Source organism: Streptococcus sp. 1449 (assembly GCF_013276805.1).
In the GTDB taxonomy this organism is placed as follows: Bacteria; Bacillota; Bacilli; order Lactobacillales; family Streptococcaceae; genus Streptococcus; species Streptococcus pseudopneumoniae.
The window spans coordinates 62,937-87,124 of record NZ_VMLS01000003.1 but is presented as its reverse complement, the minus strand read 5'-3'; the positions used below and the strand labels follow the sequence as shown (position 1 = coordinate 87,124).

The 24,188-nt window shown below is 36.9% G+C and carries 17 protein-coding genes, 6 pseudogenes and 1 riboswitch; of the genes and pseudogenes, 18 read left to right on the top strand and 5 right to left on the bottom strand.

All coding sequences use genetic code 11. From position 1 onward, the window contains the following. Window positions 1-202: 202 nt before the first annotated feature. The 4 genes and pseudogenes from rbfA to HT687_RS11680 form a co-directional block, all read left to right on the top strand. Window positions 203-553, top strand: a complete 351-nt coding sequence (gene rbfA / locus HT687_RS01075; protein ID WP_001273597.1) for a 30S ribosome-binding factor RbfA — start codon at window positions 203-205, stop codon at window positions 551-553. A gap of 256 nt (window positions 554-809) precedes the next feature. Further along, window positions 810-1,148 (top strand): annotated as a pseudogene (locus tag HT687_RS11685) (hypothetical protein); the annotation flags it as partial. A 139-nt stretch (window positions 1,149-1,287) separates the two neighbouring features. Continuing rightward, window positions 1,288-2,050 (top strand): annotated as a pseudogene (locus HT687_RS01065) (DpnI domain-containing protein). Further along, window positions 2,046-2,426 (top strand): annotated as a pseudogene (locus HT687_RS11680) (DpnD/PcfM family protein); the annotation flags it as partial. The pseudogenes HT687_RS01065 and HT687_RS11680, both read left to right, overlap by 5 nt. 63 nt (window positions 2,427-2,489) lie before the next feature. Here the strand turns inward: HT687_RS11680 and dcm are convergent. Further along, a complete protein-coding gene (gene dcm / locus HT687_RS01055; RefSeq protein WP_023935642.1) occupies window positions 2,490-3,755 on the bottom strand; it encodes a DNA (cytosine-5-)-methyltransferase in 1,266 nt (421 codons plus the stop codon). Between the two features lie 116 nt (window positions 3,756-3,871). Between dcm and HT687_RS01050 the strand changes: the two genes are divergently transcribed. Further along, window positions 3,872-5,362, top strand: coding sequence for a Sau3AI family type II restriction endonuclease (locus tag HT687_RS01050; protein ID WP_023935643.1), 1,491 nt, complete (start codon window positions 3,872-3,874; stop codon window positions 5,360-5,362). 55 nt (window positions 5,363-5,417) lie between these two features. On the opposite strand, the gene HT687_RS01045 is transcribed toward HT687_RS01050, so the two are convergent. The 4 genes from HT687_RS01045 to HT687_RS01030 all read right to left on the bottom strand — a co-directional run bounded on the left by HT687_RS01045 (window position 5,418) and on the right by HT687_RS01030 (window position 9,046). Continuing rightward, window positions 5,418-6,680 (bottom strand): nucleobase:cation symporter-2 family protein, encoded by a 1,263-nt coding sequence (locus tag HT687_RS01045; protein WP_172922777.1) that lies wholly within the window; start codon window positions 6,678-6,680, stop codon window positions 5,418-5,420. Next, window positions 6,680-7,261: a xanthine phosphoribosyltransferase gene (locus HT687_RS01040; RefSeq protein WP_172924044.1), complete on the bottom strand. Its 582-nt coding sequence runs from the start codon at window positions 7,259-7,261 to the stop codon at window positions 6,680-6,682. Before HT687_RS01040 ends, HT687_RS01045 begins: the two co-directional genes overlap by 1 nt. Before the next feature lie 123 nt (window positions 7,262-7,384). Next, window positions 7,385-7,480: riboswitch (purine riboswitch) on the bottom strand. Window positions 7,481-7,820: 340 nt separating this feature from the next. Continuing rightward, window positions 7,821-8,207, bottom strand: coding sequence for a VOC family protein (locus tag HT687_RS01035; RefSeq protein ID WP_023935644.1), 387 nt, complete (start codon window positions 8,205-8,207; stop codon window positions 7,821-7,823). An 11-nt stretch (window positions 8,208-8,218) separates the two neighbouring features. Next, window positions 8,219-9,046, bottom strand: a complete 828-nt coding sequence (locus tag HT687_RS01030; protein ID WP_031233478.1) for an exodeoxyribonuclease III — start codon at window positions 9,044-9,046, stop codon at window positions 8,219-8,221. Window positions 9,047-9,265: 219 nt separating this feature from the next. Between HT687_RS01030 and HT687_RS01025 the strand changes: the two genes are divergently transcribed. The 13 genes and pseudogenes from HT687_RS01025 to galT all read left to right on the top strand — a co-directional run bounded on the left by HT687_RS01025 (window position 9,266) and on the right by galT (window position 24,176). Beyond that, window positions 9,266-10,165 (top strand): type II CAAX endopeptidase family protein, encoded by a 900-nt coding sequence (locus tag HT687_RS01025; RefSeq protein WP_000066794.1) that lies wholly within the window; start codon window positions 9,266-9,268, stop codon window positions 10,163-10,165. Beyond that, window positions 10,149-10,436 (top strand): autorepressor SdpR family transcription factor, encoded by a 288-nt coding sequence (locus tag HT687_RS01020; protein ID WP_000006513.1) that lies wholly within the window; start codon window positions 10,149-10,151, stop codon window positions 10,434-10,436. Before HT687_RS01025 ends, HT687_RS01020 begins: the two co-directional genes overlap by 17 nt. Next, window positions 10,417-11,058 (top strand): SdpI family protein, encoded by a 642-nt coding sequence (locus HT687_RS01015; RefSeq protein WP_023935645.1) that lies wholly within the window; start codon window positions 10,417-10,419, stop codon window positions 11,056-11,058. The genes HT687_RS01020 and HT687_RS01015 overlap by 20 nt, the downstream gene beginning before the upstream one ends. 126 nt (window positions 11,059-11,184) lie before the next feature. Further along, window positions 11,185-11,636, top strand: a pseudogene (locus HT687_RS01010) (DUF3290 family protein). Further along, window positions 11,633-12,264 (top strand): annotated as a pseudogene (locus tag HT687_RS01005) (DUF421 domain-containing protein). Before HT687_RS01010 ends, HT687_RS01005 begins: the two co-directional pseudogenes overlap by 4 nt. A 54-nt stretch (window positions 12,265-12,318) precedes the next feature. Next, window positions 12,319-14,064 carry an ABC transporter transmembrane domain-containing protein gene (locus HT687_RS01000; protein ID WP_172924043.1) on the top strand — a complete coding sequence of 582 codons (1,746 nt, stop codon included), beginning with the start codon at window positions 12,319-12,321 and terminating at the stop codon, window positions 14,062-14,064. Then, complete coding sequence (locus HT687_RS00995) at window positions 14,054-15,805, top strand: ABC transporter ATP-binding protein (RefSeq protein WP_023935646.1); 1,752 nt, start codon at window positions 14,054-14,056, stop codon at window positions 15,803-15,805. The genes HT687_RS01000 and HT687_RS00995 overlap by 11 nt, the downstream gene beginning before the upstream one ends. 172 nt (window positions 15,806-15,977) lie before the next feature. Then, a complete protein-coding gene (locus tag HT687_RS00990; RefSeq protein ID WP_023935647.1) occupies window positions 15,978-16,670 on the top strand; it encodes a sugar transferase in 693 nt (230 codons plus the stop codon). A gap of 42 nt (window positions 16,671-16,712) precedes the next feature. Next, window positions 16,713-17,939: a DegT/DnrJ/EryC1/StrS aminotransferase family protein gene (locus HT687_RS00985; RefSeq protein ID WP_023935648.1), complete on the top strand. Its 1,227-nt coding sequence runs from the start codon at window positions 16,713-16,715 to the stop codon at window positions 17,937-17,939. Between the two features lie 1,163 nt (window positions 17,940-19,102). After that, complete coding sequence (gene pfbA, locus HT687_RS00980; RefSeq protein ID WP_172924042.1) at window positions 19,103-21,259, top strand: multi-ligand-binding adhesin PfbA; 2,157 nt, start codon at window positions 19,103-19,105, stop codon at window positions 21,257-21,259. Beyond that, window positions 21,243-21,989 (top strand): annotated as a pseudogene (locus HT687_RS12275) (protein phosphatase 2C domain-containing protein). Before pfbA ends, HT687_RS12275 begins: the two are co-directional and overlap by 17 nt. Before the next feature lie 57 nt (window positions 21,990-22,046). Continuing rightward, the gene (locus HT687_RS00960; RefSeq protein WP_000945329.1) at window positions 22,047-22,688 is read left to right on the top strand and encodes a phosphate uptake regulator PhoU; all 642 of its coding nucleotides are present in this window, start codon (window positions 22,047-22,049) and stop codon (window positions 22,686-22,688) included. Between the two features lie 12 nt (window positions 22,689-22,700). Further along, on the top strand, window positions 22,701-24,176 hold the full coding sequence (gene galT / locus HT687_RS00955) for a UDP-glucose--hexose-1-phosphate uridylyltransferase (RefSeq protein WP_023932602.1): 1,476 nt from the start codon (window positions 22,701-22,703) through the stop codon (window positions 24,174-24,176). Window positions 24,177-24,188: the final 12 nt, after the last annotated feature.

Here is a 24,188-nt window from a genome sequence, read left to right as displayed (position 1 = left end):
GTTTCATTGCTTATTTTTGAGCCTAGGGTCTCAAAAATCCCCTGTGATGGGACTGATAAATCAGTTCCATCACTTTCACCACGGCGAAAGAAGCAGATGACTTCAAATTGAACTTCGTTTCAATTTAAACTGAAAATCAAGAAGTTTAAAATAGCTAGGTCTGCTGGCCTAGCTTTTGGTTCAAAGTAGAGAAAGGAATATCATGGCAAATCATTTCCGTACAGATCGTGTGGGCATGGAAATCAAGCGTGAAGTCAATGAGATTTTGCAAAAGAAAGTCCGTGATCCACGTGTCCAAGGTGTGACCATCACAGATGTTCAGATGCTGGGTGACTTGTCTGTTGCCAAGGTTTATTACACCATTTTGAGTAACCTTGCTTCGGATATCCAAAAAGTCCAAATCGGGCTTGAAAAAGCAACTGGTACCATCAAACGTGAACTTGGTCGCAATTTGAAATTGTACAAAATCCCAGATTTGACCTTCGTCAAAGACGAGTCCATCGAGTATGGAAACAAGATTGACGAGATGCTACGCAATCTGGATAAGAACTAAAGAAGAGGGGCAACCCTCTTTTTTGGTGGAGAAAAAGGCAATAAAACATGATGGGGGAATCTTTCTAGACTTATACTCAATGAAAATCAAAGAGCAAACTAGGAAACTAGCCGCAGGCTGTACTGGAGTAGGGCAAGGTGAAGCTGACGTAGTTTGAATTTGATTTTCGAAGAGTATTAAAAATTATTAAAAAGATTTATAAAATTTAGATAGTGTGATATTATGAGATAAAGATACAAGAGAAAGAGGTATTTATATGGCTGAACAAGACTTAGCTATGCAAGTATTGCAACAAGTGGTGAAACTACCTGTTGTTAAGGTTGATCGTTCGAAGTTTTTAGTGGATAAGTTTTCCAAAGAATTAGATCCACAGGACATTCCTACCTTATTAGAACAAGACCCAACGTCTCTCTTATCTTAAGAAATCTTAGATCGAGTGGCTAATGTCTGTATTAGGGATAATGTTTTATTAGCGAGTGGGACTTCTGTTGTTGCAGGATTACCAGGTGGACTTGCCATGGCAATTACCATACCAGCGAATATAGCTCAATTTTATGCTTTTTCTTTAAAATTAGCTCAAGAACTAGGGTATATTTTATGAGATATGTGAGAAGGAAATATAAAAGAGAATGATGAAATACAAATGTAATAGGTACATATATGTGGTATACTAGTTATAGTAGATTTTAATTGCTTATATCGAGTGAATTCTCATATTAGTGAGGAATTTTTAAATGGAATTACAATTTAATTTAGAACTAGTAGAAACCTATAAAAGTAATAGTCAGAAGGCACGTATCTTAATGGAGGATTGGGTTTATCGTCAGTCTTATTGCCCTAATTGTGGGAAAAATCCTTTAAATCATTTTGAAAATAATAGACCTGTAGCAGATTTTTACTGTAATCATTGTAGTGAGGAGTTTGAACTAAAGAGCAAAAAAGGAAATTTTTCATCAACAATCAATGATGGTGCTTATGCAACGATGATGGAGCGTGTGCAGGTAGATAATAATTCTAATTTCTTTTTTAACTTATACAAAAAATTTTGAGGTAAATAATTTTCTTGTCCTTCCGAAGCAATTTGTTACACCGAAATCAATTATTCAAAGGAAGCCACTTGCGCCAACTGCTAGACGAGCAGGTTGGATTGGTTGTAACATTGATTTATCACAAGTACTTTCTAAAGGAAGAATATTTTTTGTGAAAAATGGACAAGTTAGAGATCCAGAAAAAGTTACAAAAGAATTTAAGCAAAGTTTATTTTTAAGGAAGAACTCTCTTTCAGTAAGAGGTTGGACAATAGAAATTCTAAATTGTATAGATAAGATAGAGGGTTCAGAATTTACCCTTGAAGATATGTATCGTTTTGAAAGTGACCTAAAAAATATCTTTGTTAAGAACAATCATATCAAAGAAAAGATTAGGCAACAGCTTCAAATATTAAGAGACAAAGAAATAATAGAATTTAAAGGTAGAGGAAAGTATCGGAAATTATGAAAACTTATGTGTAATGGTTTATACTTTATCAGACCCTGATTGTGTGAGGTGGTTGTCTGAAAATATGGAGTTTGGTGATGAGAAACAACTTTTTTTATTGAATAAAAAATATAGCTGGGAATATGGAGATGAATTACCAGAGTGGTTGGAAAGCCCAAAACTATATAGATTATTGCTAATAAGTGAATGATTGGAAAGCAATTTAAAACTGAAAAAGTATACAGTAGAAATTACAGAAACTTTATCACGTTTAGTAAGTATAGAGGCTGAAAATCCAGATGAAGCCGAACGACTTGTAAGAGAAAAGTATAAGAGTTGTGAAATTGTTCTTGATTCAGATGATTTTCAGAACTATGACACTAGCATATATGATTAGATAGATGTTTTTATTTTGTCACACAAAAAAGAGGCTCGCACCTCTTTTTTAGTTTCAGATAAATTAATCAATTTTTTTAATAAATTTAGCAATTTCTTTTACAATCTCAGTAACCAAAGCATTTCCCATAAAAAACATTCTCATTTTATCAGATACCTCTACAATAGATCCATCTGACAATTTCTTTTTAGCTGTCCAATCATCTGGGAAATCCTGAAGGCGTTCAGCTTCAATGGGTGTAATTAATCTATATTTATTGTTTACAAATAATAAATGTGTGGAACGATTAACTGTTCCTTCGGATGTAAGCATTGTTCGTCCTGGAAGGTTTAAATCATCATAAGGGGACATTCCTCCTTCTGAATAGATGTATTGATGTCCGTCAGAGGATGTTCGTTCAATTTTCTTAGGTCCTCTAAGATATTGAAATTTTTCCAATTTTGACTGATCAGTTAAAAAATATTTTTCAGGTACTTCAGACTCATCTTGAAGAATTTCTCCTAGAGTGATAGGATTGCCATTGTAATTAGGTTCTGTATCAATAGAATAGTATTTTCCATGTCTCATAATTCCTGTATTCCAAACAGTACCAGTAAAAGTATCTGAAACTTCAACTATATCATTTGGTAACTCATAAAACACATGACGATTTTTAACTGCTATAGGTTTAATAGGAAATTGTTTTGCAAATAGACCTTGATTGAAAATATAGTCATCATACCTATTCTCTTCAAAGATTTCTTCATTTTTTTCGTAAAGATTGTCATTTTTTTGGGCAAAGACTGTATCATTTCGATATACGAAAAAGAATACACGACGTCTTCGTTGGCTTCTTCCATACTCAGCAGCATTAATAACTCTCCACTCTACAGAATATCCAAGGTTATTAAAAGCTGTTAGCATGATTGCAAAATCACGTCCTCTCTGTTTTGAGGGCGCTTTTAAAAGCCTATCCACGTTTTCCAGAATTAAGTATTTGGGTTTAATGATTTCAGTTGCTCTAATGATTTCCCAAAATAAAACTCCTTTTTTTCCTTCAATACCTTTTTCATCTTTCTTGCTACGCGCAACAGAGTAATCTTGGCAAGGAAAACCACCGACAATCATATCGGCATCCATTTTGGAAAATTGTTCGTCTGTTACATCAGAGATACTAATATTGATGTTTTCGCTATTGGGGAAGTGATAATCATAGACCTCAAATGCGTCTTGAGATTTACGAGATGGTTCCCATTGGTTTGCCCATTTTGTTTTAAAGAGTTGCTTATCGGCATTTTCTAATCCTATCCGAAAACCGCCAACTCCAGCAAATAGTTCGAGAACTTTCATCTTTTCTCCTTCATTTTTTTACAGTTTAATCCATTATATACTATTTTCAATGATTGATCAAGTATTAATGTTTGCTTTAGTTTAATTTGATATAATATAAAAGATAGGAGAAGAAAATGGATCAAAACTTATTTAACTATAACGATGAAGATATCGATAGTGTTATTGAATATTCTCATAAACTATTAAATAGAAAATTTTCCGATGTTATGGAGGAGTATAATCGTTCGCTTTATAAATCATATGACGATTATAATGATAGAGTAGTCTCTGAGGTACAAGATAAAGCAATTAGTATGAAGTCAAAAGGGCAGTATGGGAATTATATTGAAAAATATTTCTATGGTTATCAGCCAAATAGTGACTCGGAAGCTGACTTTGAAAAAATAGGTGTAGAATTAAAAGTTACTCCTTTTAAGATAAACAAAAATGGGACACTTAGTGCAAAAGAACGACTTGTATTAACAATACTAAACTATATGGAGGAAAATTTAGAGGATTTTTACTCCACTCATTTATGGAAAAAATGTGCAAAGATTTTGTTATTGTTTTACAATGGCTTAATTCCCAATCAAACAATGAAGGACTATGTCATTGAAAAAATATTTTTATATGAATGGTTTGAGGAGGATATGGCAGTCATCCTTGAAGACTATCAGAAGATTACAGACAAAATCAAAAATGGAAAGGCACATGAATTATCAGAATCAGATGGAAACTATTTATCAACTTGTACAAAAGGTGCAGGTAAAGGAAAGGATTTAAGACAGCAACCATTTAGTCATGAATTAGCAAAACAAAGAGCTTGGGAATTAAAATCAAGTTATATGACCTATCTGATTAATCATAAAATCTTTAACCAATCAGATCAAGAAAGTGTTTTGGCTAATTTTAGGGGTGAAAAAAAGTCATTTACTGAGGTTATTGCAGAGAAGATTCTTTCCTACAAAGGTTTCTCTGAACAAAAGTTATATGATAGATTTGAAGTGAATCCCAAGGCAAAAGGTAAGAATAGTACTCTGATTAGAAAAATTTTAGGCTTGACAGGGGATTTGGATAAGACCAAAGAATTTCAAAAAGCAAACATGAATTTGAGAGTTATTCGAGTAGATAAGAATAATTTACCTAAGGAAGACTCTCCATTTAAAACTTATTGTTTTAAAGAATTAGCAGAAACAGATAGTTGGGAATCATCACATGTTTATAATGAAATTTATAATAAACGATTCCTTTTCGTTATTTTTAAGGAAATTGAACCTAAGCTATTTGTATTAGATTCTATCAAATTTTGGGGATTTCAGGATAGACAATTAGAAGAAATCCAAAGAGTGTGGCAGGAAACTAGACAAATTATTTCTGACGGAGTTAAATTAACTCAAAATGGTAATAAAGTTTCAACTAATTTCCCTCAAAGTAAGATAAATAGAATTCTATTTACGAAATTACATGCTACCAATGCTTACTATGAAATTGAAAAAGGAAAATTTGTTGGGAAAGGCTCATTATCTGATACAGATGAACTTCCAGATGGACGTAGGATTACAAAACACTCCTTTTGGATGCCTAAGAAGTTTATAAAAGAAATATTAGATGGGAATTGGGATTGATAGTATTTATAATCAATTTGTGATAAACAAAAAAAGAGGCTCGCACCTCTTTTTCTTATTGCTTTTTATGATTTAATACAGCATTGAGTACAATGGCGAGTAGGCTAGCTACGACGATTCCGTTTGAGAAGAACATTTGGAAGGCTGTCGGCATGCTGACAAAGAGATTACTGTTGTTGAGTCCGACACCTGCAGCGATGGATACAGCTGCGATAAGGAAGTTATGTTCATTGTTAGCAAAGTCAACACGGGCGAGGATTTGCATTCCTTGAATGGATACAAAACCAAACATCACCAGCATGGCACCACCGAGGACAGGGCTCGGAATGATTTGGGCAAGGGCGCCAAACTTAGGAAGGAGTCCAAGGAGAACCAGGAAACCAGCTGCGTAGTAGATTGGCAGGCGAGTCTTGATACCTGACAATTTAACCAAACCAACGTTTTGTGAAAATCCGGTGTAAGGGAAGGTGTTAAAGATTCCTCCGAGAAGTACGGCCAAACCTTCTGCGCGGTAACCGTTGCGAAGGCGCGTGCTGTCGATTGGATCCTTTGTGATATCAGACAAGGCCAGATAAACACCAGTTGACTCAACCATAGACACCGTTGCGATGATACACATCATGACAATAGATGAGATTTCAAAGGTTGGCATCCCAAAGTAGAGTGGAGTTGGGACATGGACAAGTGGTGCTGCCGCAACAGGCGAGAAGTCAACCAAGCCCATGGTAGCGGCAATGGCAGTTCCAACAACCAGACCAATCAAAATAGAGATAGACTTGATAAATCCTTTGGTAAAGATGTTAATCAAGAGGATAATCAAAACAGTGATAGCTGCAAGCAAGAGACTTTGACCAGTTGGCTCAGGAACGTTATTTCCCATATTTCCAATAGCGACAGGGATCAAGGTTAAACCAATCGTAGTAATAACAGATCCTGTTACGATAGATGGGAAGAGATTGGCTATTTTTGAGAAGATGCCTGAAACAAGAACCACGTAAATCCCAGATGCGATAAGGGCACCAAACATAGCGCCACTACCATGGCTTTGCCCAATCATAATCAAGGGAGCGACCGACTGGAATGCAACTCCAAGAACGACTGGGAGTCCAATCCCAAAGTATTTGTTGAGTTGGAGTTGGAGGAAGGTTGCCACCCCACACATGAAGATATCTGTAGAAATCAGGTAGGTCAACTGCTCAGCTGAATAGCCAAGGGCTGTCGCAATCATGATGGGAACCAGGATAGATCCTGAGTACATGGCTAGTAAGTGCTGCAAGCCAAGAACGGCTGCTTGCGAGTGTTTTTCTTGAGTTTGCATTAGAGATCTGCCTCCTTAAATACGACCTGACCATTTTCAAAACGATCCAAGCGAGCAAGTGATAGGACAGGGTAGCCTGCTTTTTCAAGCAAATCACGACCATCTTGGAAGGATTTCTCAATCACGATACCGATAGCTTGGACTGTGGCACCGGCCTGTTCGATGATTTGAATCAAGCCTTTAGCAGCTTGGCCATTAGCAAGGAAATCGTCGATAATCAAAACCTTGTCCTCTGGTGAGAGGAATTTTCCAGCGATAGAAACGGTGCTGGTCACCTGCTTGGTAAAGGAGTAGACTTGAGCAGTTAAGATGCCTTCGTTCATGGTGATGTTCTTAGCTTTTTTGGCGAAAATCATGGGAACGTTTAAGGCTTCAGCTGTAAAAAGGGCTGGGGCAATGCCTGACGCTTCAATGGTCACAACCTTAGTAATGCCAGCAGCAGCAAATTTTTCCGCAAAAACCTTACCAATCTCTCGCATCAAGCTAAAGTCAACTTGGTGGGTTAAAAAGGAATCTACCTTGAGGATGTTGTCACCTAAGATATGCCCATCCTTGAGGATGCGCTCTTCTAATAATTTCATAAGACCTCCTAAAGTCTAAAAGCCAATCCATTTGCTTGTTTATAGTTTCTAGCAAGAAATAGAAAAAGGACTTACTTAATCTCTAAGTAAGTCCCCAAAATAGGCATGGCAAAAACGACCATACCTCACTTCTGACTTACTTATTGTTAGGTGTTCCGGCACCTTGTAGAAACGTCGTGCCAATTCACGACATAAACAAGTAAAATGATATTCAATTTTAAATAGGCTTGAGCCAATGTTTTTATTTTACACTAAATCACTTTAGAAATCAACTGTTTTGTTAGTGTTTTGGTTTAAAAAACGAACAAATATAATAAAAATGGAGAAAAATCAACTTATTGGCTAACATTTATACTCAATGAAAATCAAAGAGCAAACTAGGAAGCTAGCCGCAGGCTGTACTTGAGTACGGTAAGGCGACGCTGACGTGGTTTGAATTTGATTTTCGAAGAGTATTAGAAGATTTTTTCATCATAAAAGACATATTATCAAGATTTTTCAAGACCTGACAATATGCCTTTTTCTGATTTGAAATATTTTTTGCTAAACCTTTATTATTCTACTCGCTAAATCTTAAAAAATAACCATCTGGATCCAAAATCGCAAATTCATGGGGATATATAAAGTTATCTCCTACTCGAAATTCTCTTTTTGTCAGGGGACGATGGATAGGATAGTCAGCTTCCATCACTTTTTGATAAAGTTGTGGGACATCCTTTATACCAAAGGATAGATTGACACCTTTTCCAAAAGGGTAGGTAAGGTTAGCCAGTTCCTCCGGGGTTCCTTCCTCTAGCATTAGCTGGCAGTCTTCAAGCGAGAGGAAGAGAAATTTCTCCTCGGGACGCTCGTATTCGACAGAGAATCCTAGCAGGTCGCAGTAGAAGTGACGTGATTTTTCGATGTCAGATACTACAAATTCAGGAATGACAGCTTGATAGTCCATTCGTTTTCTCCTTAGAGTTCAATCTCCATGACAATGGGTGTGTGGTCTTGACGAGCACCTGAGTCAATCATATCAGATTTAGTGACCTTGTCTGCGAGACGGTTACTTGTGAGCCAGTAGTCGATTCTCCAGCCTGTATTGTTGATTTTAGAAGTCTTGCTGCGCTGTGCCCACCAAGTGTAGCGTTCTGGAACATCACCGTGAACGTGGCGGAAGGTATCCGTAAATCCAGTTGCTAAAAGGTTGGTAAATCCAGCACGTTCCTCGTCGGTAAATCCAGGTGAACGGCGGTTGCTAGCAGGATTTGCAAGGTCAATCTCATTGTGGGCCACGTTGTAGTCACCGGTTGCAAGGACTGGTTTTTCTTTGTCTAGTTCAGCCAAGTATTCAGCATATTTGACATCCCAGACTTGACGTTCTTCCAAGCGTTTGAGACCATCGCCAGCGTTTGGAGTGTAAACTTGGGTCACGAAAAATTCATCAAATTCTAGAGTGATGATACGACCTTCCAAGTCCATGGTAGAAGGGGCACCGATTTCTGGGAAAGTGACAGTGGGTGTGAGTTCTTTCTTATAAAGGAACATGGTTCCAGCATAGCCTTTACGGGCAGGTTCTTGGGAAGAGCGCCACGTGTTTTCGTAGCCTGGGAAGAGTTCTTCTAAAATTTCCACGTGTTTCTTTGTAGGCCCTTTGGCAGAAAGCTTGGTTTCTTGGATAGCGATGATATCAGCATTTTCAGCGACCAAAGTTTGTAAGACTTCTTGGGACAATTTGGCACGAGCTGAGTCACTAGTTAGGGCAGCATTGAGGGAATCAATATTCCATGAGATAAGTTTCATAAAGTTACCTTTTTCGTTCAGATTATAGATTTTATTATACCAAAAAAAGGTCTATTTCCCCAACGTATGGTTTGAAAAATTACTCTTTAGACTTTATCCTGAGAAAATAAAAATTTCCTAAACTATTTAGAAAAAAATCTAAATAGCTCTTGTGTTTAGAATAGAAAGGTGTATAATGTTATTTAGAAAAATATCTAAATAGAAAGTGAAGTTACATATATGTCAAATAAGAGAACAATCCTTCTTTTTGTGGTCTTGGCTTATGCCCTTGCTTGGATAATATGGTTGGCACTATGGATAGGTGGTGTTGGTCTAAATTCTCCATGGAGTCAACTTGCTAGTATTGTAGCCATGTGGATGCCTGCGCTTGCAGTCTTTCTCTTAGGGAAAATCACGAATCAACCTAGTGGAATCAAATCTAAATTAGTCGTGAATCTCAAGAGGAACTGGCGCTTTTACTTACTAGCTATCTGGTTCCCAGCAGTTATCAGTTTTTTAGGAGCAGGACTTTATTTTCTTCTATTCCCTAGCAATTTCAGCCTTGGTTTTGAATCTATTCAAGCTATTTTACAAGAAAAAGGAGTCCTTCAATCACCGTTCCCCTTATCTTTCTTGGCCTTGATTCAAATCCTAGCTAGTTTGACCTACGCTCCTTTTCTTAATAGTTTCTTTGCATTGGGAGAGGAAATTGGTTGGCGTGGCTATCTTTACCCAGCTCTAAGAGGACGCTTTTCAATAGTCCAGACTCATGTCTTGCTTGGTCTCATTTGGAGTCTTTGGCATCTACCAATCAATTTGCAAGGCTATAATTATGGACTATCTTATTTTTCTTATCCCGTTTTGGGAGTTGTTGCTATGTTTCTATTTTGTTTTAGCCTAGGAATATTGTTGAGCTGGTTGTTTGAAAAGACAGGTTCTATCTGGGCTTCTGCCCTATTTCATGGGGCAATCAATGCAACTGCCGGTATTGGGTTACTCTTTCAATTACCAGGAGAAAAAGTTTCAAGCCTCTTGATTTTAGGCCCATCACCGACAGGAATACTATCAGTTCTACCTTGCTTAGTCCTAGCCCTACTAATATTACAGAGGGAAAGGAGTCATTATGAGTTTTGCAAATAGCTTTAAAGCCTTATCTCATCCAGTTAGGAGAGAGATTTTGAATTTACTCAAAACAGGTAGATTACCTGCAGGAGAAATTGCCAGTCAATTTGAGTTGACTAGTGCAACTATTTCACACCATCTTACGATTTTGAAAGCAGCGGATTTGATTCATGAAATGAAAGAAAAAAACTTTATTTATTATGAGTTAAATACATCGGTTTTAGAGGATATAATGGTTTGGTTAGCAGATCTGAAAGGAGATCATTTTGATGAAGATAAAAATCAATAAGAAATTGGTATTATTTACGAGCATTCTCATCCTACTACCTTCCCTTGTAGGTTGTGTTTTCTGGAATCAATTACCAGAGGAGATACCCACTCATTTTAATCTACTGGGTCAAGCAGATGGCTACAATCATAAAATGTCTGCTATCTTTGGATTACCGACTCTCATGCTTTTGATGCATTGGGTGCTTCTATTTTTAATGATTAAGGATCCTAAATCTAGCAATATCAGTTCAAAAATACAAGTTTTGATTTACTGGATTATTCCTTTTATATCTTGTCTATTAATGATTTCTATCTTCGGAGAATCTTTGGGTTATTCTATGATGAGTGGGCTACTAGCTCAGATTTTTATGGGAGTCGTGATGATCGTAATTGGAAATTATCTACCAAAAACACACCGAAATTATATAATCGGTATTCGACTTCCGTGGACCTTGGAGAGTGATAAAAACTGGAGAAAAACACATCGATTAGCTGGAAAAATTTGGGTATTAGGAGGATTGTTATTGTTTCTAAATTCCTTTGTGCAACTATATGTTTACTGGGTATTCTTCTTGACACTTTTCTTTGTAGTGATAATTCCTAGTGTCTATTCTTATCAATTATCAAAATTAGAATCTTGAAACAGGTATTTGAGTCATTAGTTAGAGAAGTTGGTCTGATAAGTCTATTTCCCCAACGTATGGTTTGAAAAATCATCCTCTTTTGTTTATAATTAAGAATGATTTTATGAAAGGGAGTGAAAATACATGAAATTCTACTCTTATGACTATGTACTCAGCCAAATCGGTCAGCAAAATGGTATCATGGTTGGCTTTGGGATTGTGCTCCTAGCTATCACAGGATTTTTTGCCTTCAAGGCGTATCGTGATAAAAAAGGTGACTAGATTTTGTGAATTGGTCATGATTTTTGTCTTGACTTTGATGGCCATGCTTTTGGTGACAATCTCAAAATATCAGACCAATTAAGCCTCTAACAACCAATTTCAAACTTCATTTCATAGAGGTTGTTTCTAAAGACTTGGGAGTGGATAAATCAGAAGTTTACGTCAATACTTCTGCAGTTACTGATGGAGAACTTGTCAAGGTCGGTTCAGATTTCTACCACGCCATGAACGAGAGCGAATTAGATAAGTATCTTTTAAAGAAATTAGAATTGCATCAAACAGACGTTATTGAATTGGTGAAGGTAAACAAGTGACACTCAACTGTATGGAAATTGTAATCGAACTGGCCTTGGGGCTCTTCTCACTTGTTTTGTTATCAATGTGACAGGAAAGGGGAACTTAGCACCTAACTCTGCGACAGATTAAATTCAGAATTATGTTCTCTGTGCTATCATTGGTGGGGTGATTTACAATAGTTCTATCAGCATTTTGCAGTACGAGGTGATTTTACTGATGTGGACTATTTTGGTTTTGACCCTCAAGTGGCTTCATAATATTCGTTTTGTGAAATGTTTGATTGATGGTAAGCCAACTCTCCTCATCAAACATGAGAAGATTGACCTAGAAGCCTGTCGTTCGGTTGATTTGTTTGGGGTGGATGTAACCCTCAAACTTCGTAGCCAAGGGATTTTCCAGATGAAGCAAGTTGAACGAGCTGTGCAGGAGCAAAATGACCAACTCATCGTGGTCCAAATGGGAGATGAAAATCCTAAGTATCTAATTGTGACTGATGGTGTTATCCAAGTAGAAGTCTTGGAATCGCTTGGCTGTAGCGAAGAGTGGTTGATTGATAATCTCGGCAAACAAGGGCATGACAATGTAGCCAATATCTTTATCGCTGAGTATGACAAAGGTGACGTTACAGTTGTAACCTATGAATAAGAAAAACCTGGGGTCGGAGTCTCAGGTTTCCATTTGGAACTAGAAAGGAATTTTATGTCCATTATTCAAAAACTCTGGTGGTTTTTTAAGCTAGAAAAACGCCGTTATCTAGTCGGAATTGTGGCCTTGGTCTTGGTTTCTGTCCTTAACCTCATTCCCCCAATGGTCATGGGGCGGATCATTGATGCTATCACATCGGGGCAATTAATTCAGAATGAACTACTTATTTACCTATTTTACTTGCTTCTTGCGGCCTTTGGTATGTACTATCTGCGCTATGTTTGGCGTATGTATATTCTTGGGACATCCTACCGTCTGGGGCGGATTATGAGGTCTCGCTTGTTTGAGCATTTTACAAAGATGTCTCCAGCCTTTTATCAAACCTATCGGACGGGGGACTTGATGGCACACGCAACCAATGATATCAATTCTTTGACGAGTCTTGCAGGTGGTGGTGTTATATCTGCGGTGGATGCCTCTATTACAGCTTTAGTGACTTTGCTGACCATGCTCTTTAGCATTTCCTGGCAGATGACTCTAGTTGCAATTTTACCCCTGCCTTTTATGGCATATGCGACCAGTCGTTTGGGAAGAAAGACTCATAAGGTCTTTGGAGAGTCACAGGATGCCTTTTCTGAACTCAATAACAAGGTTCAGGAGTCTGTATCAGGTATCAAAGTGACCAAGTCTTTTGGTTATCAGGCAGATGAGCTGGAGTCCTTTCAGGCAGTCAATGAATTAACCTTCCAAAAGAATCTCCAAACCATGAAATACGATAGACTCTTTGACCCAATGGTTTTCTTGTTTGTTGGATTATCCTATGTTTTAACACTCTTAGTCGGCTCTTTGATGGTTCGGGAGGGGCAGATTACAGTTGGAAATTTGGTCACTTTTATTAGTTATTTGGATATGATGGTCTGGCCTCTCATGGCTATTGGTTTCCTCTTTAATATCACTCAGCGAGGAAAGGTTTCTTACCAGCGGATTGAGAATCTTTTGTCTCAGGAATCATCTGTAAAAGACTCCGAGTTTCCTCTGGATGGTATTGAAAACGGGCGCTTGGAGTATGCTATTGATAACTTTGCTTTTGAAAACGAGGAAACGCTAATGGATATTCACTTTAGTTTGGAAAAAGGGCAAACTCTGGGCTTGGTTGGGCAGACAGGCTCTGGGAAAACATCCTTGATTAAACTCCTCTTGCGTGAGTACGATGTGGATAAGGGAGCTATTTATCTAAATGGTCACGATATTCGCGATTATCGTTTGACAGACCTTCGTAGTCTTATGGGCTACGTCCCTCAGGACCAGTTCCTCTTTGCGACTTCGATTTTAGACAATATTCGCTTTGGCAATCCTAACTTGCCCATTTCAGCGGTCGAGGAAGCGACTAAGCTAGCTCAAGTTTACCAAGACATTGTAGCCATGTCACAGGGATTTGATACGTTGATTGGTGAAAAGGGAGTCAGTCTTTCTGGTGGGCAAAAGCAGCGTCTGGCTATGAGTCGGGCTATGATTTTAGACCCTGATATCTTGATTTTGGATGATTCTTTGTCGGCCGTGGATGCCAAGACAGAGTATGCGATTATCGACAACCTTAAGGAGACGCGAAAGGACAAGACAACCATTATTACGGCTCATCGCCTCAGTGCAGTTGTCCATGCAGATTTGATTTTAGTCCTGCAAAATGGTCAAATCATCGAACGAGGCAGGCACGAAGACTTGCTAGCTTTGGATGGCTGGTATGCCCAAACCTACCAGTCTCAGCAGCTGGAAATGAAGGGAGAAGAAGATGCAGAATAAACAAGAACAATGGGCTGTATTGAAGCGCTTGATATCTTATCTCAAGCCTTATGGTCTTCTGACCTTTTTGGCACTCAGCTTTCTCCTAGCGACTACGGTCATTAAAAGTGTCATTCCCCTTGTGGCTTCCCACTTTATCGACCAGTATCTCAGCAATCTCAATCAACTCGCTGTGACAGTGTTGCTGGCCTACTATGGTCTCTATATCCTGCAAACTCTGGTTCAGTATGTCGGAAATCTTCTCTTTGTACGGGTGTCTTACAGTATTGTGAGGGATATTCGTCGCGATGCCTTTGCCAATATGGAGAAGCTAGGCATGTCTTATTTTGACAAGACGCCAGCAGGCTCTATCGTCTCTCGTTTGACTAATGATACCGAGACAATCAGTGATATGTTTTCGGGGATTTTATCCAGTTTTATCTCAGCAATTTTTATCTTTTTGACAACCCTTTATACCATGTTGGTGTTGGATTTTCGTTTGACAGCATTAGTCCTGCTCTTTCTCCCTTTGATTTTCCTTTTGGTCAATCTCTATCGTAAAAAATCAGTCAAGATTATCGAGAAAACCAGAAGTCTCTTGTCAGATATCAATAGTAAGCTGGCAGAAAATATCGAAGGAATTAGGATTATCCAGGTCTTTAATCAAGAAAAGCGCCAGCAGGCAGAATTTGATGAGATTAACCAAGAACACTTGGTCTATGCCAACCGCTCTGTAGCCTTTGATGCCCTCTTGTTGCGCCCTGCTATGAGTTTGTTGAAACTCCTAGGTTATACTGTCTTAATGGCCTATTTTGGCTACCGTGGTCTTTCTATCGGGATAACGGTCGGGACTATGTATGCTTTTATCCAGTACATCAATCGTCTCTTTGATCCTCTGATTGAAGTAACGCAAAACTTTTCAACCCTGCAAACGTCTATGGTGTCTGCAGGCCGTGTCTTTGCCTTGATTGACGAGGCAACCTATGAGCCTCTTCAAGAAAATAGTCAGGTTGAGGTTGAAGAAGGCAATATTCGTTTTGAACATGTGTGTTTCTCATATGATGGCAAACATCCTATTCTGGATGATATTTCTTTTTCGGTCAACAAGGGTGAAACCATTGCCTTTGTAGGTCATACAGGTTCGGGGAAATCTTCGATTATCAATGTCCTCATGCGCTTTTATGAATTCCAGTCAGGGAGAGTTCTCTTGGATGATGTGGATATCAGGGATTTCAGTCAAGAAGAGCTGAGAAAAAACATCGGTTTGGTCTTACAGGAACCCTTCCTCTATCATGGAACTATTAAGTCCAATATCGCCATGTACCAAGAAATCAGTGATGAGCAGGTTCAGGCTGCGGCAGCCTTTGTGGATGCAGATTCCTTTATTCAAGAACTTCCTCAGGGGTACGACTCCCCTGTTTCCGAGCGTGGTTCGAGCTTCTCTACTGGGCAGCGCCAGCTTCTTGCCTTTGCTAGAACAGTCGCCAGCCAGCCTAAAATCCTGATTTTGGATGAAGCGACAGCCAATATTGACTCTGAAACAGAAAGCTTGGTTCAAGCTTCTCTGGCGAAGATGAGACAGGGCCGAACAACTATTGCTATCGCTCACCGCCTTTCTACTATTCAAGACGCCAACTGCATCTATGTCTTGGATAAGGGACGCATTATCGAGAGTGGAACCCATGAGGAACTCTTGACTCTGGGAGGAACCTATCACAAGATGTATAGTTTGCAGGCAGGGGCCATGGCCTATACTCTTTGAAAATCTCTTTAAACCATGTCAGCTTTATCTGCAATCTCAAAGCTGTACTTTGATTTTCATTGAGTACTAGAAGGAAATCCTTCAAATTACAGATTTCTTTCACCGCCTTTTCCATTTTGTGGTATAATGAAAAATGTTGACAAATAGTATAATAAAAACAAAGGAGAACAGCATGCTGAAATGGGAAGACTTGCCTGTGGAAATGAAATCAAGCGAGGTTGAGTCTTACTACCAGCTTGTCTCTAAAAGGAAGGGTTCGCTGATTTTCAAGCGTTGCTTGGACTGGGTTTTGGCCTTGGGCTTACTGGTTCTGACCTCTCCCATCTTTCTCATCTTGAGCATTTGGATCAAGTTGGATAGCAAGGGGCCAGTGATTTACAAGCAAGAGCGTGTGACCCAGTACAACCGTCGGTTCAAGATTTGGAAGTTCCGTACCATGGTGACGGATGCGGATAAAAAAGGAAGTCTGGTGACTTCTGCTAACGATAGCCGCATTACCAAGGTTGGAAATTTCATCCGACGTGTCCGTTTGGACGAACTGCCTCAGTTGGTCAATGTCCTTAAAGGTGAGATGTCCTTTGTCGGTACACGACCTGAAGTGCCACGTTATACAGAGCAGTATAGCCCTGAAATGATGGCAACCTTGCTCTTGCAAGCAGGGATTACCTCTCCAGCCAGCATCAACTACAAGGATGAGGACACCATCATCAGTCAAATGACGGAGAAAGGTATGTCAGTTGATCAGGCCTATGTGGAGCATGTTCTTCCTGAAAAGATGCGCTATAACCTCGCCTATCTCCGAGAGTTTAGTTTCCTTGGGGACATCAAAATCATGTTTCAAACCGTGTTTGAGGTACTAAAATAAAGTAGTCATAAGAAAATGAGTACAGATAAAAGGAGCAAATCAATGCCAAATTACAATATTCCATTTTCACCGCCTGATATCACAGAAGCAGAAATTGCTGAAGTAGCGGATACCCTGCGTTCTGGTTGGATCACAACAGGTCCTAAAACAAAAGAACTGGAGCGCCGCTTGTCTCTTTACACACAGACACCTAAGACTGTTTGTCTCAACTCTGCGACAGCCGCTCTGGAGTTGATTTTACGCGTTTTGGAAGTGGGACCTGGTGATGAAGTCATCGTTCCAGCCATGACCTATACGGCTTCATGTAGTGTCATTACGCACGTGGGAGCAACCCCTGTCATGGTGGATATCCAAGCAGATACGTTTGAGATGGACTATGACTTGCTTGAGCAAGCTATCACTGAAAAGACTAAGGTGATTATTCCGGTTGAGCTTGCGGGGATTGTTTGCGACTATGACCGTTTGTTCCAAGTCGTGGAGAAAAAACGTGACTTCTTTACCGCTTCAAGCAAGTGGCAACAGGCCTTTAACCGTATTGTCATTGTCTCTGATAGTGCCCACGCTTTGGGATCTACTTATAAAGGACAACCTTCTGGTTCTATCGCTGACTTTACTTCCTTCTCATTCCATGCCGTTAAGAACTTTACAACGGCAGAAGGTGGAAGTGCGACTTGGAAGGCCAATCCAGCGATTGACGACGAAGAGATGTACAAGGAATTCCAAATCCTTTCCCTTCACGGGCAAACTAAGGATGCCCTTGCCAAGATGCAACTGGGGTCATGGGAATACGATATCGTCACACCAGCCTACAAGTGCAATATGACTGATATCATGGCATCGCTTGGTTTGGTACAATTGGACCGTTACTCTGGTTTGCTAGAACGTCGTAAGGACATTGTGGACCGCTATGATCGTGGTTTTGCAGGTTCTCGCATCCATCCATTGGCACACAAGACTGATACTGTTGAATCTTCACGCCATCTCTACATTACCCATGTAGAAGGAGCGAGCTTAGAAGAACGCAATCTTATCATCCAAGAATTAGCTAAAGCAGGAATTGCAAGTAACGTCCACTACAAACCGCTTCCGCTCTTGACAGCCTATAAGAATCTTGGATTTGATATGACGAACTATCCTAAGGCCTATGCCTTCTTTGAGAATGAAATTACCCTCCCTCTTCATACTAAATTAAGCGATGAAGAAGTAGACTATATCATTGAGACTTTCAAAATAGTTTCTGAAAAAGTACTAACTTTATCAAAAAAATGACAAACTACAGACAAGCGAAAGTGATCCTGTCCTTAAAAAGTCTAATTGAGTGTAAAAACTGTTGTTTTCAATTGATAATAGTTTACACCTGTAGTTGAGGCTCCTTTCTCCTCAGAGAGAGAATTTTTATAGGATTTTCCTTTCTTGTGGGAGTCCCGTGGTTTGAAATAAGATGTGAGCAATTTGGTGTAGCATTTAGAATCCTTACTAGACATCATTTAGAAAATCTAGTGTCTTGTTCTAGTTTTCAATTCACCCTATTTTTTGAAAGACGTGAGTTTCCATGAGTGAGATTGTGGAAACTCGCGTCTTTTTTTGTTTTCAGAATATTGTTCAAAGTTTTGTGCCTGTCTTTCATGTTCTAGTCATTCTTTTGCATGATAGAATTTATAGTATGTTGATATTACAATAATACAAATATCCCATATGTTTAGTGAAGCTTGCTATACATCATTAGATCTCCTGCGAGACAATCTATAAAACACTTGTCTACGATTACCTATATACCCTATTCCAGTATTTTAGAAGCACTGCATCTATTTTTATCGAGGTTAAATCTAGCTTTTATAGAAGGTCTATTTAAGAAATATATTGTAGTGTTTTAGTTTCAATCCGCCATATGAGCGATATTCATGTAAATATCCCTGGCGAATGCTTGTATGACAAGATATTTGTTCTTTCATTTATAATTTACAACATATCAACAAATTTAAATATAGTAAATGGGATATTTTATATTCAAGCTAAGAAAGATAGCATCACTTTTGAATGGAAGGCTAAAGAGCAAACTAGGAAGTTGGCCATAGATAGCTCAAAACCCTGCTTTGAGGTTGTAGATATAGTAAAATGAAATAAGAATAGGACAAATCGATCAGGACAGTCAAATCGATTTCTAACAATGTTTTAGAAGTAGAGGTGTACTATTTTAGTTTCAGTCTACTATAGAACTGACCAAGTCAGTAACCTAGACTTAGGGCAAGGCGGCACTGACCTAGTTTGAAGAGATTTCCGAAGAGTATAAATTTTAATATTTTCTTGTGTTATTCCTTGACAATTCAATTTGGAAAATATATGATAAAGATAATGACAGCGGTGTCATTCTATCTATTTTAAGAAAAGTAATAATCAATTGTTAAAAATAGTAAAAAAAATTGGAGGTTCTGATGAAATATTTTGTTCCTAATGAGGTATTCAGTATTCGTAAATTAAAGGTGGGGACTTGCTCGGTACTATTGGCAATTTCAATTTTGGGAAGCCAAGGTATTTTATCGGATGAAGTTGTTACTAGTTCTTCACCGATGGCTACAAAAGAGTCTTCTAATGCAATTACTAATGATTTAGATAATTCACCAACTGTTAATCAGAATCGTTCTGCTGAAATGATTGCCTCTAATTCAACCACTAATGGTTTAGATAATTCGTTAAGTCTTAATAGTATCAGCTCTAATGGTACTATTCGTTCCAATTCACAATTAGACAACAGAACAGTTGAATCTACAGTAACATCTACTAATGAAAATAAGAGTTATAAGGAAGATGTTATAAGTGACAGAATTATCAAAAAAGAATTTGAAGATACTGCTTTAAGTGTAAAAGATTATGGTGCGGTAGGTGATGGGATTCATGATGATCGACAAGCAATTCAAGATGCAATAGATGCTGCAGCTCAAGGGCTAGGTGGAGGAAATGTATATTTTCCTGAAGGAACTTATTTAGTAAAAGAAATTGTTTTTTTAAAAAGTCATACACACTTAGAATTGAATGAGAAAGCTACAATTCTAAATGGTATAAATATTAAGAATCACCCTTCCATTGTTTTTATGACAGGTTTATTTACGGATGATGGTGCGCAAGTAGAATGGGGCCCAACAGAAGATATTAGTTATTCTGGTGGTACGATTGATATGAACGGTGCTTTGAATGAAGAAGGAACTAAAGCAAAAAATCTACCACTTATAAATTCTTCAGGTGCATTTGCTATTGGGAATTCAAATAACGTAACTATAAAAAATGTAACATTCAAGGATAGTTATCAAGGGCATGCTATTCAAATTGCAGGTTCGAAAAATGTATTAGTTGATAATTCTCGTTTTCTTGGTCAAGCTTTACCCAAAACGATGAAAGATGGGCAAATCATAAGTAAGGAGAGCATTCAGATTGAACCATTAACTAGAAAAGGTTTTCCTTATGCCTTGAATGATGATGGGAAAAAATCTGAAAATGTGACTATTCAAAATTCCTATTTTGGCAAAAGTGATAAATCTGGAGAATTAGTAACAGCAATTGGCACACACTATCAAACATTGTCGACACAGAACCCCTCTAATATTAAAATTTTAAATAATCATTTTGATAACATGATGTATGCAGGTGTACGTTTTACAGGATTCACTGATGTATTAATCAAAGGAAATCGCTTTGATAAGAAAGTTAAAGGAGAGAGTGTACATTATCGAGAAAGCGGAGCAGCTTTAGTAAATGCTTATAGCTATAAAAACACTAAAGACCTATTAGATTTAAATAAACAGGTGGTTATCGCCGAAAATATATTTAATATTGCCGATCCTAAAACAAAAGCGATACGAGTTGCAAAAGATAGTGCAGAATATTTAGGAAAAGTATCAGATATTACTGTAACAAAAAATGTAATTAATAATAATTCTAAGGAAACAGAACAACCAAATATTGAATTATTACGAGTTAGTGATAATTTAGTAGTCTCAGAGAATAGTATATTCGGTGGTAAAGAAGGAATTGTTATTGAGGATTCAAAGGGTAAAATAACCGTTTTAAATAACCAATTTTATAATTTATCCGGTAAGTATATATCATTCATCAAATCTAATGCAAATGAGAAAGAACCTGTTATACGTGATAGCGATGGTAATTTCAATATTGTAACGGAGAATGGGCTTTATAAAATTGTAACAAATAACTTAAGTGATAAAAACGAAAAAGAAAAAAACAAAGAGGAAAAATTTAAAACAAGTTCATATGTGCATGAAAAACAATCTAATTCAAATAATGTAATTGATAGTAACCAGAAGAACGGAGAGTTTAACTCAAGTAAAGATAATAGACAAATGAATGACAAGATCGACAATAAACAAGATAATAAGACAGAAGAAGTGAACCATAAAATAGTTGGAGATGGCAGAGAAACTGAAAATCATATTAATAAATCTAAAGAAATAGTAGATGTAAAACAAAAATTACCAAAGACTGGTTCGAACAAGATTATGGAACTATTCTTAACAGTGACAGGAATTGGTTTACTTTTGACACTAAAAGGGTTGAAGTATTATGGTAAAGATAAATAAAATTTGTTCGATACAAGGAAGTTCTGTAGAAAATGAGGATGCTGTAGGTTCACAAAATCAGTATTTTTGGATTATTGATGGAGCTACAGATTTATATAATTCTAAAGAGGAGATAGGTTATTCAGTCTCAGAAGTTGTACATATTTTATCATAAAGTTTGTCGGTTAATTGTAAAGAATCAAAAACTCTTAAACAAATATTTGAAACTGCTTTACTTGAGGTTAAAGATGAAATCGGTTTAAACTCATATGAATTAACAGAGTATTATCGCTTACCAACATTTGCTTTTATATTTGCTAAACTTTCAGAAAAAAAGTTGGAGTATATGATGCTAGGTGACTGCGTCATGTTAGTAAACGAAATGGAAATAACTGATCATAGAGTAGATAACTTATTTGAAAAAGGGAAAAATGAGATAAAAGATTCAATTGGTACAAATAGTGTTTTAAATAAAAAAATTATTTTACAAAAAATCAGAAAATTATCTAATCAACCGAGTGGGTACTGGATAGGTTCGTTGGATGAGAGATTTTTAGACCATGATATTATTAATCAAATAGATGTTACTAGTGAACAAATTGTTTTAATGAGCGATGGCTTTTATGAATTCTATCAAAATAATCAAAATAAAACTTTTGAAGAGTTAATTAAGATGAGATTTAATTCTTCTGCTATTGATCCAATCTATGGAAAGAAGGATGATGCAAGTATTCTAGTTATTGATGTTTGATATATTGTTTAAAATATTAATTGTTACTATTGAACTTTGTTAAGAAGAGGTACCTAAATGTTAAGGTTATATTTAGAAAATGAAATTATAGAATTATCAAATAATTTAGAGACCATTTGGGTATCTGTGCTTGATAAATACGAGAAGTTATTTGAATATTTATCAAATGAAGAACGAGTAGAATTGATTAAAGAAGATTTAATCATAAATGAGTCAGTTCTAAATATTGATAAAAAAGGATTTGAGTTAATTTGTTTACAACATCCTGTTTCATATGACTTAAGAAGAATTATTAGTGTAATAAAAATATCAACTGACATTGAACGTATTGGGGATAGAATTGTTGAAATTTTAAAAAATCTACAGATTATTCAAAATAATGAAAATTTGAAGAAAATTATTTCAGAAATAAAAATACTTCATGAAGTTATCGGACAGCATATGAATAGGGCTATATCTTGTTATAGAGAGGAACAATCTGGATGTTTAGATATGGTTGTTATACAAAAACAGAATGAGATAGAAGAGCTTAGTATAAATATTGAAAAGAAAATAATGAATTACATATTTGAAGATGATGGGAATGTTTCTGAAGTAATTGGTGCTTTAGATATTATTCATCACCTTGATAAAATTGCTCATACTACGCAAGCAATTTATAAATGGATAATGTATAGAAAATATGGGAACATAAATTAGAAAGAAAAATATATGAAAACAATTATTGATAATTTTGTTGATAGAGTAATTGAATACGGAATGTATAATGAAATTGACAAAATATATGTGAAAAATAGAGTATTAGCGTTAATAGGTGAGGAGGGAACTGATCGCATTTCCGATGAAAATGACCTGAAACAAATAAAAGATTACTTAGTGGAAATCGCCTTAAAAAACGGTAAAATTAAAGATTTAATCGAGGAAAAGGAATGTTTAGGAGCAGAGTTAATGAATTTCATAGTTCCTTTACCTAGTCGATTAAATGATATTTTTTGGAGTTCATATGATATATCACCTCAAGAAGCAGTTGAAGAGTTTTATAAGTTAAGTAAAGATAGTGATTATATTAAAACTTCTGCTATTGCTAAGAATATTGAGTTTAGAGCATCAACTAAATATGGAGAGCTAGAGATTACGATAAATTTGTCAAAACCCGAAAAAGATCCAAAAACAATTGCTGCTGAAAAATTAGTAAAAGCAACTAATTATCCCAAATGTTTACTATGTATGGAAAATGAAGGATATCAGGGGCGAATAAATTATCCAGCACGTTCGAATCATAGAATTATTCGGTTGAAACTTGGTGACGAAGTATGGGGATTCCAGTATTCTCCCTACTCATACTTTAATGAGCATGCGATATTTTTGAATAGTCAACATGTACCAATGGCTATTACCTCTAAAACATTTGAACAATTATTGGAGATTGTTGATATTTTGCCAGGATATTTTGCTGGTTCAAATTCTGATCTTCCTATCTCAGGAGGCTCCATTCTTAGTCATAACCACTATCAGGGAGGGAAATATATTTTCCCAATGGAAAAAGCAAAATTTGAGAGTGAATTTCGTTTTAAAGACTTTGAGGATATTAATGCTGGTATTGTAAAATGGCCAATGTCAGTAATTAGGTTACAAAGTGAAAATAAAAATCGCTTGTTAGATTTAGCTACTAAAATTCTAAATAAGTGGAGAGAATATTCAGATTTAGAAGTAGACATCATTGCTATGACTGAAGATGTCCCACACCATACGGTGACTCCTATTGCTCGTAAAGTGGACGGGAGATATGAATTAGATATTGTTCTAAGAGATAATCATACTACTGAACAATACCCAGATGGTGTTTTCCATCCTCATCAAGATGTACAACATATTAAAAAGGAAAATATCGGATTAATCGAAGTGATGGGACTTGCGATATTACCACCTCGTTTGAAACCAGAGTTAGAAGAAGTTGGAAAATATCTTTTAGGAGAGGAAAACGCAATTGCGGATTATCATTTAGAATGGGCCGACCAATTGAAAGAAAAATATCCTAACATTAAAAAAGAAGAGGTTAATAGCGTAGTTCAACACGAAGTAGGACAAGCATTTGCGAGAGTCCTAGAAGATGCAGGTGTTTATAAGAATACTTCATCTGGACATGAAGCGTTTATGAGATTTGTTAAGTCGGTTGGAATTAATTAGGAGGAAACCCAA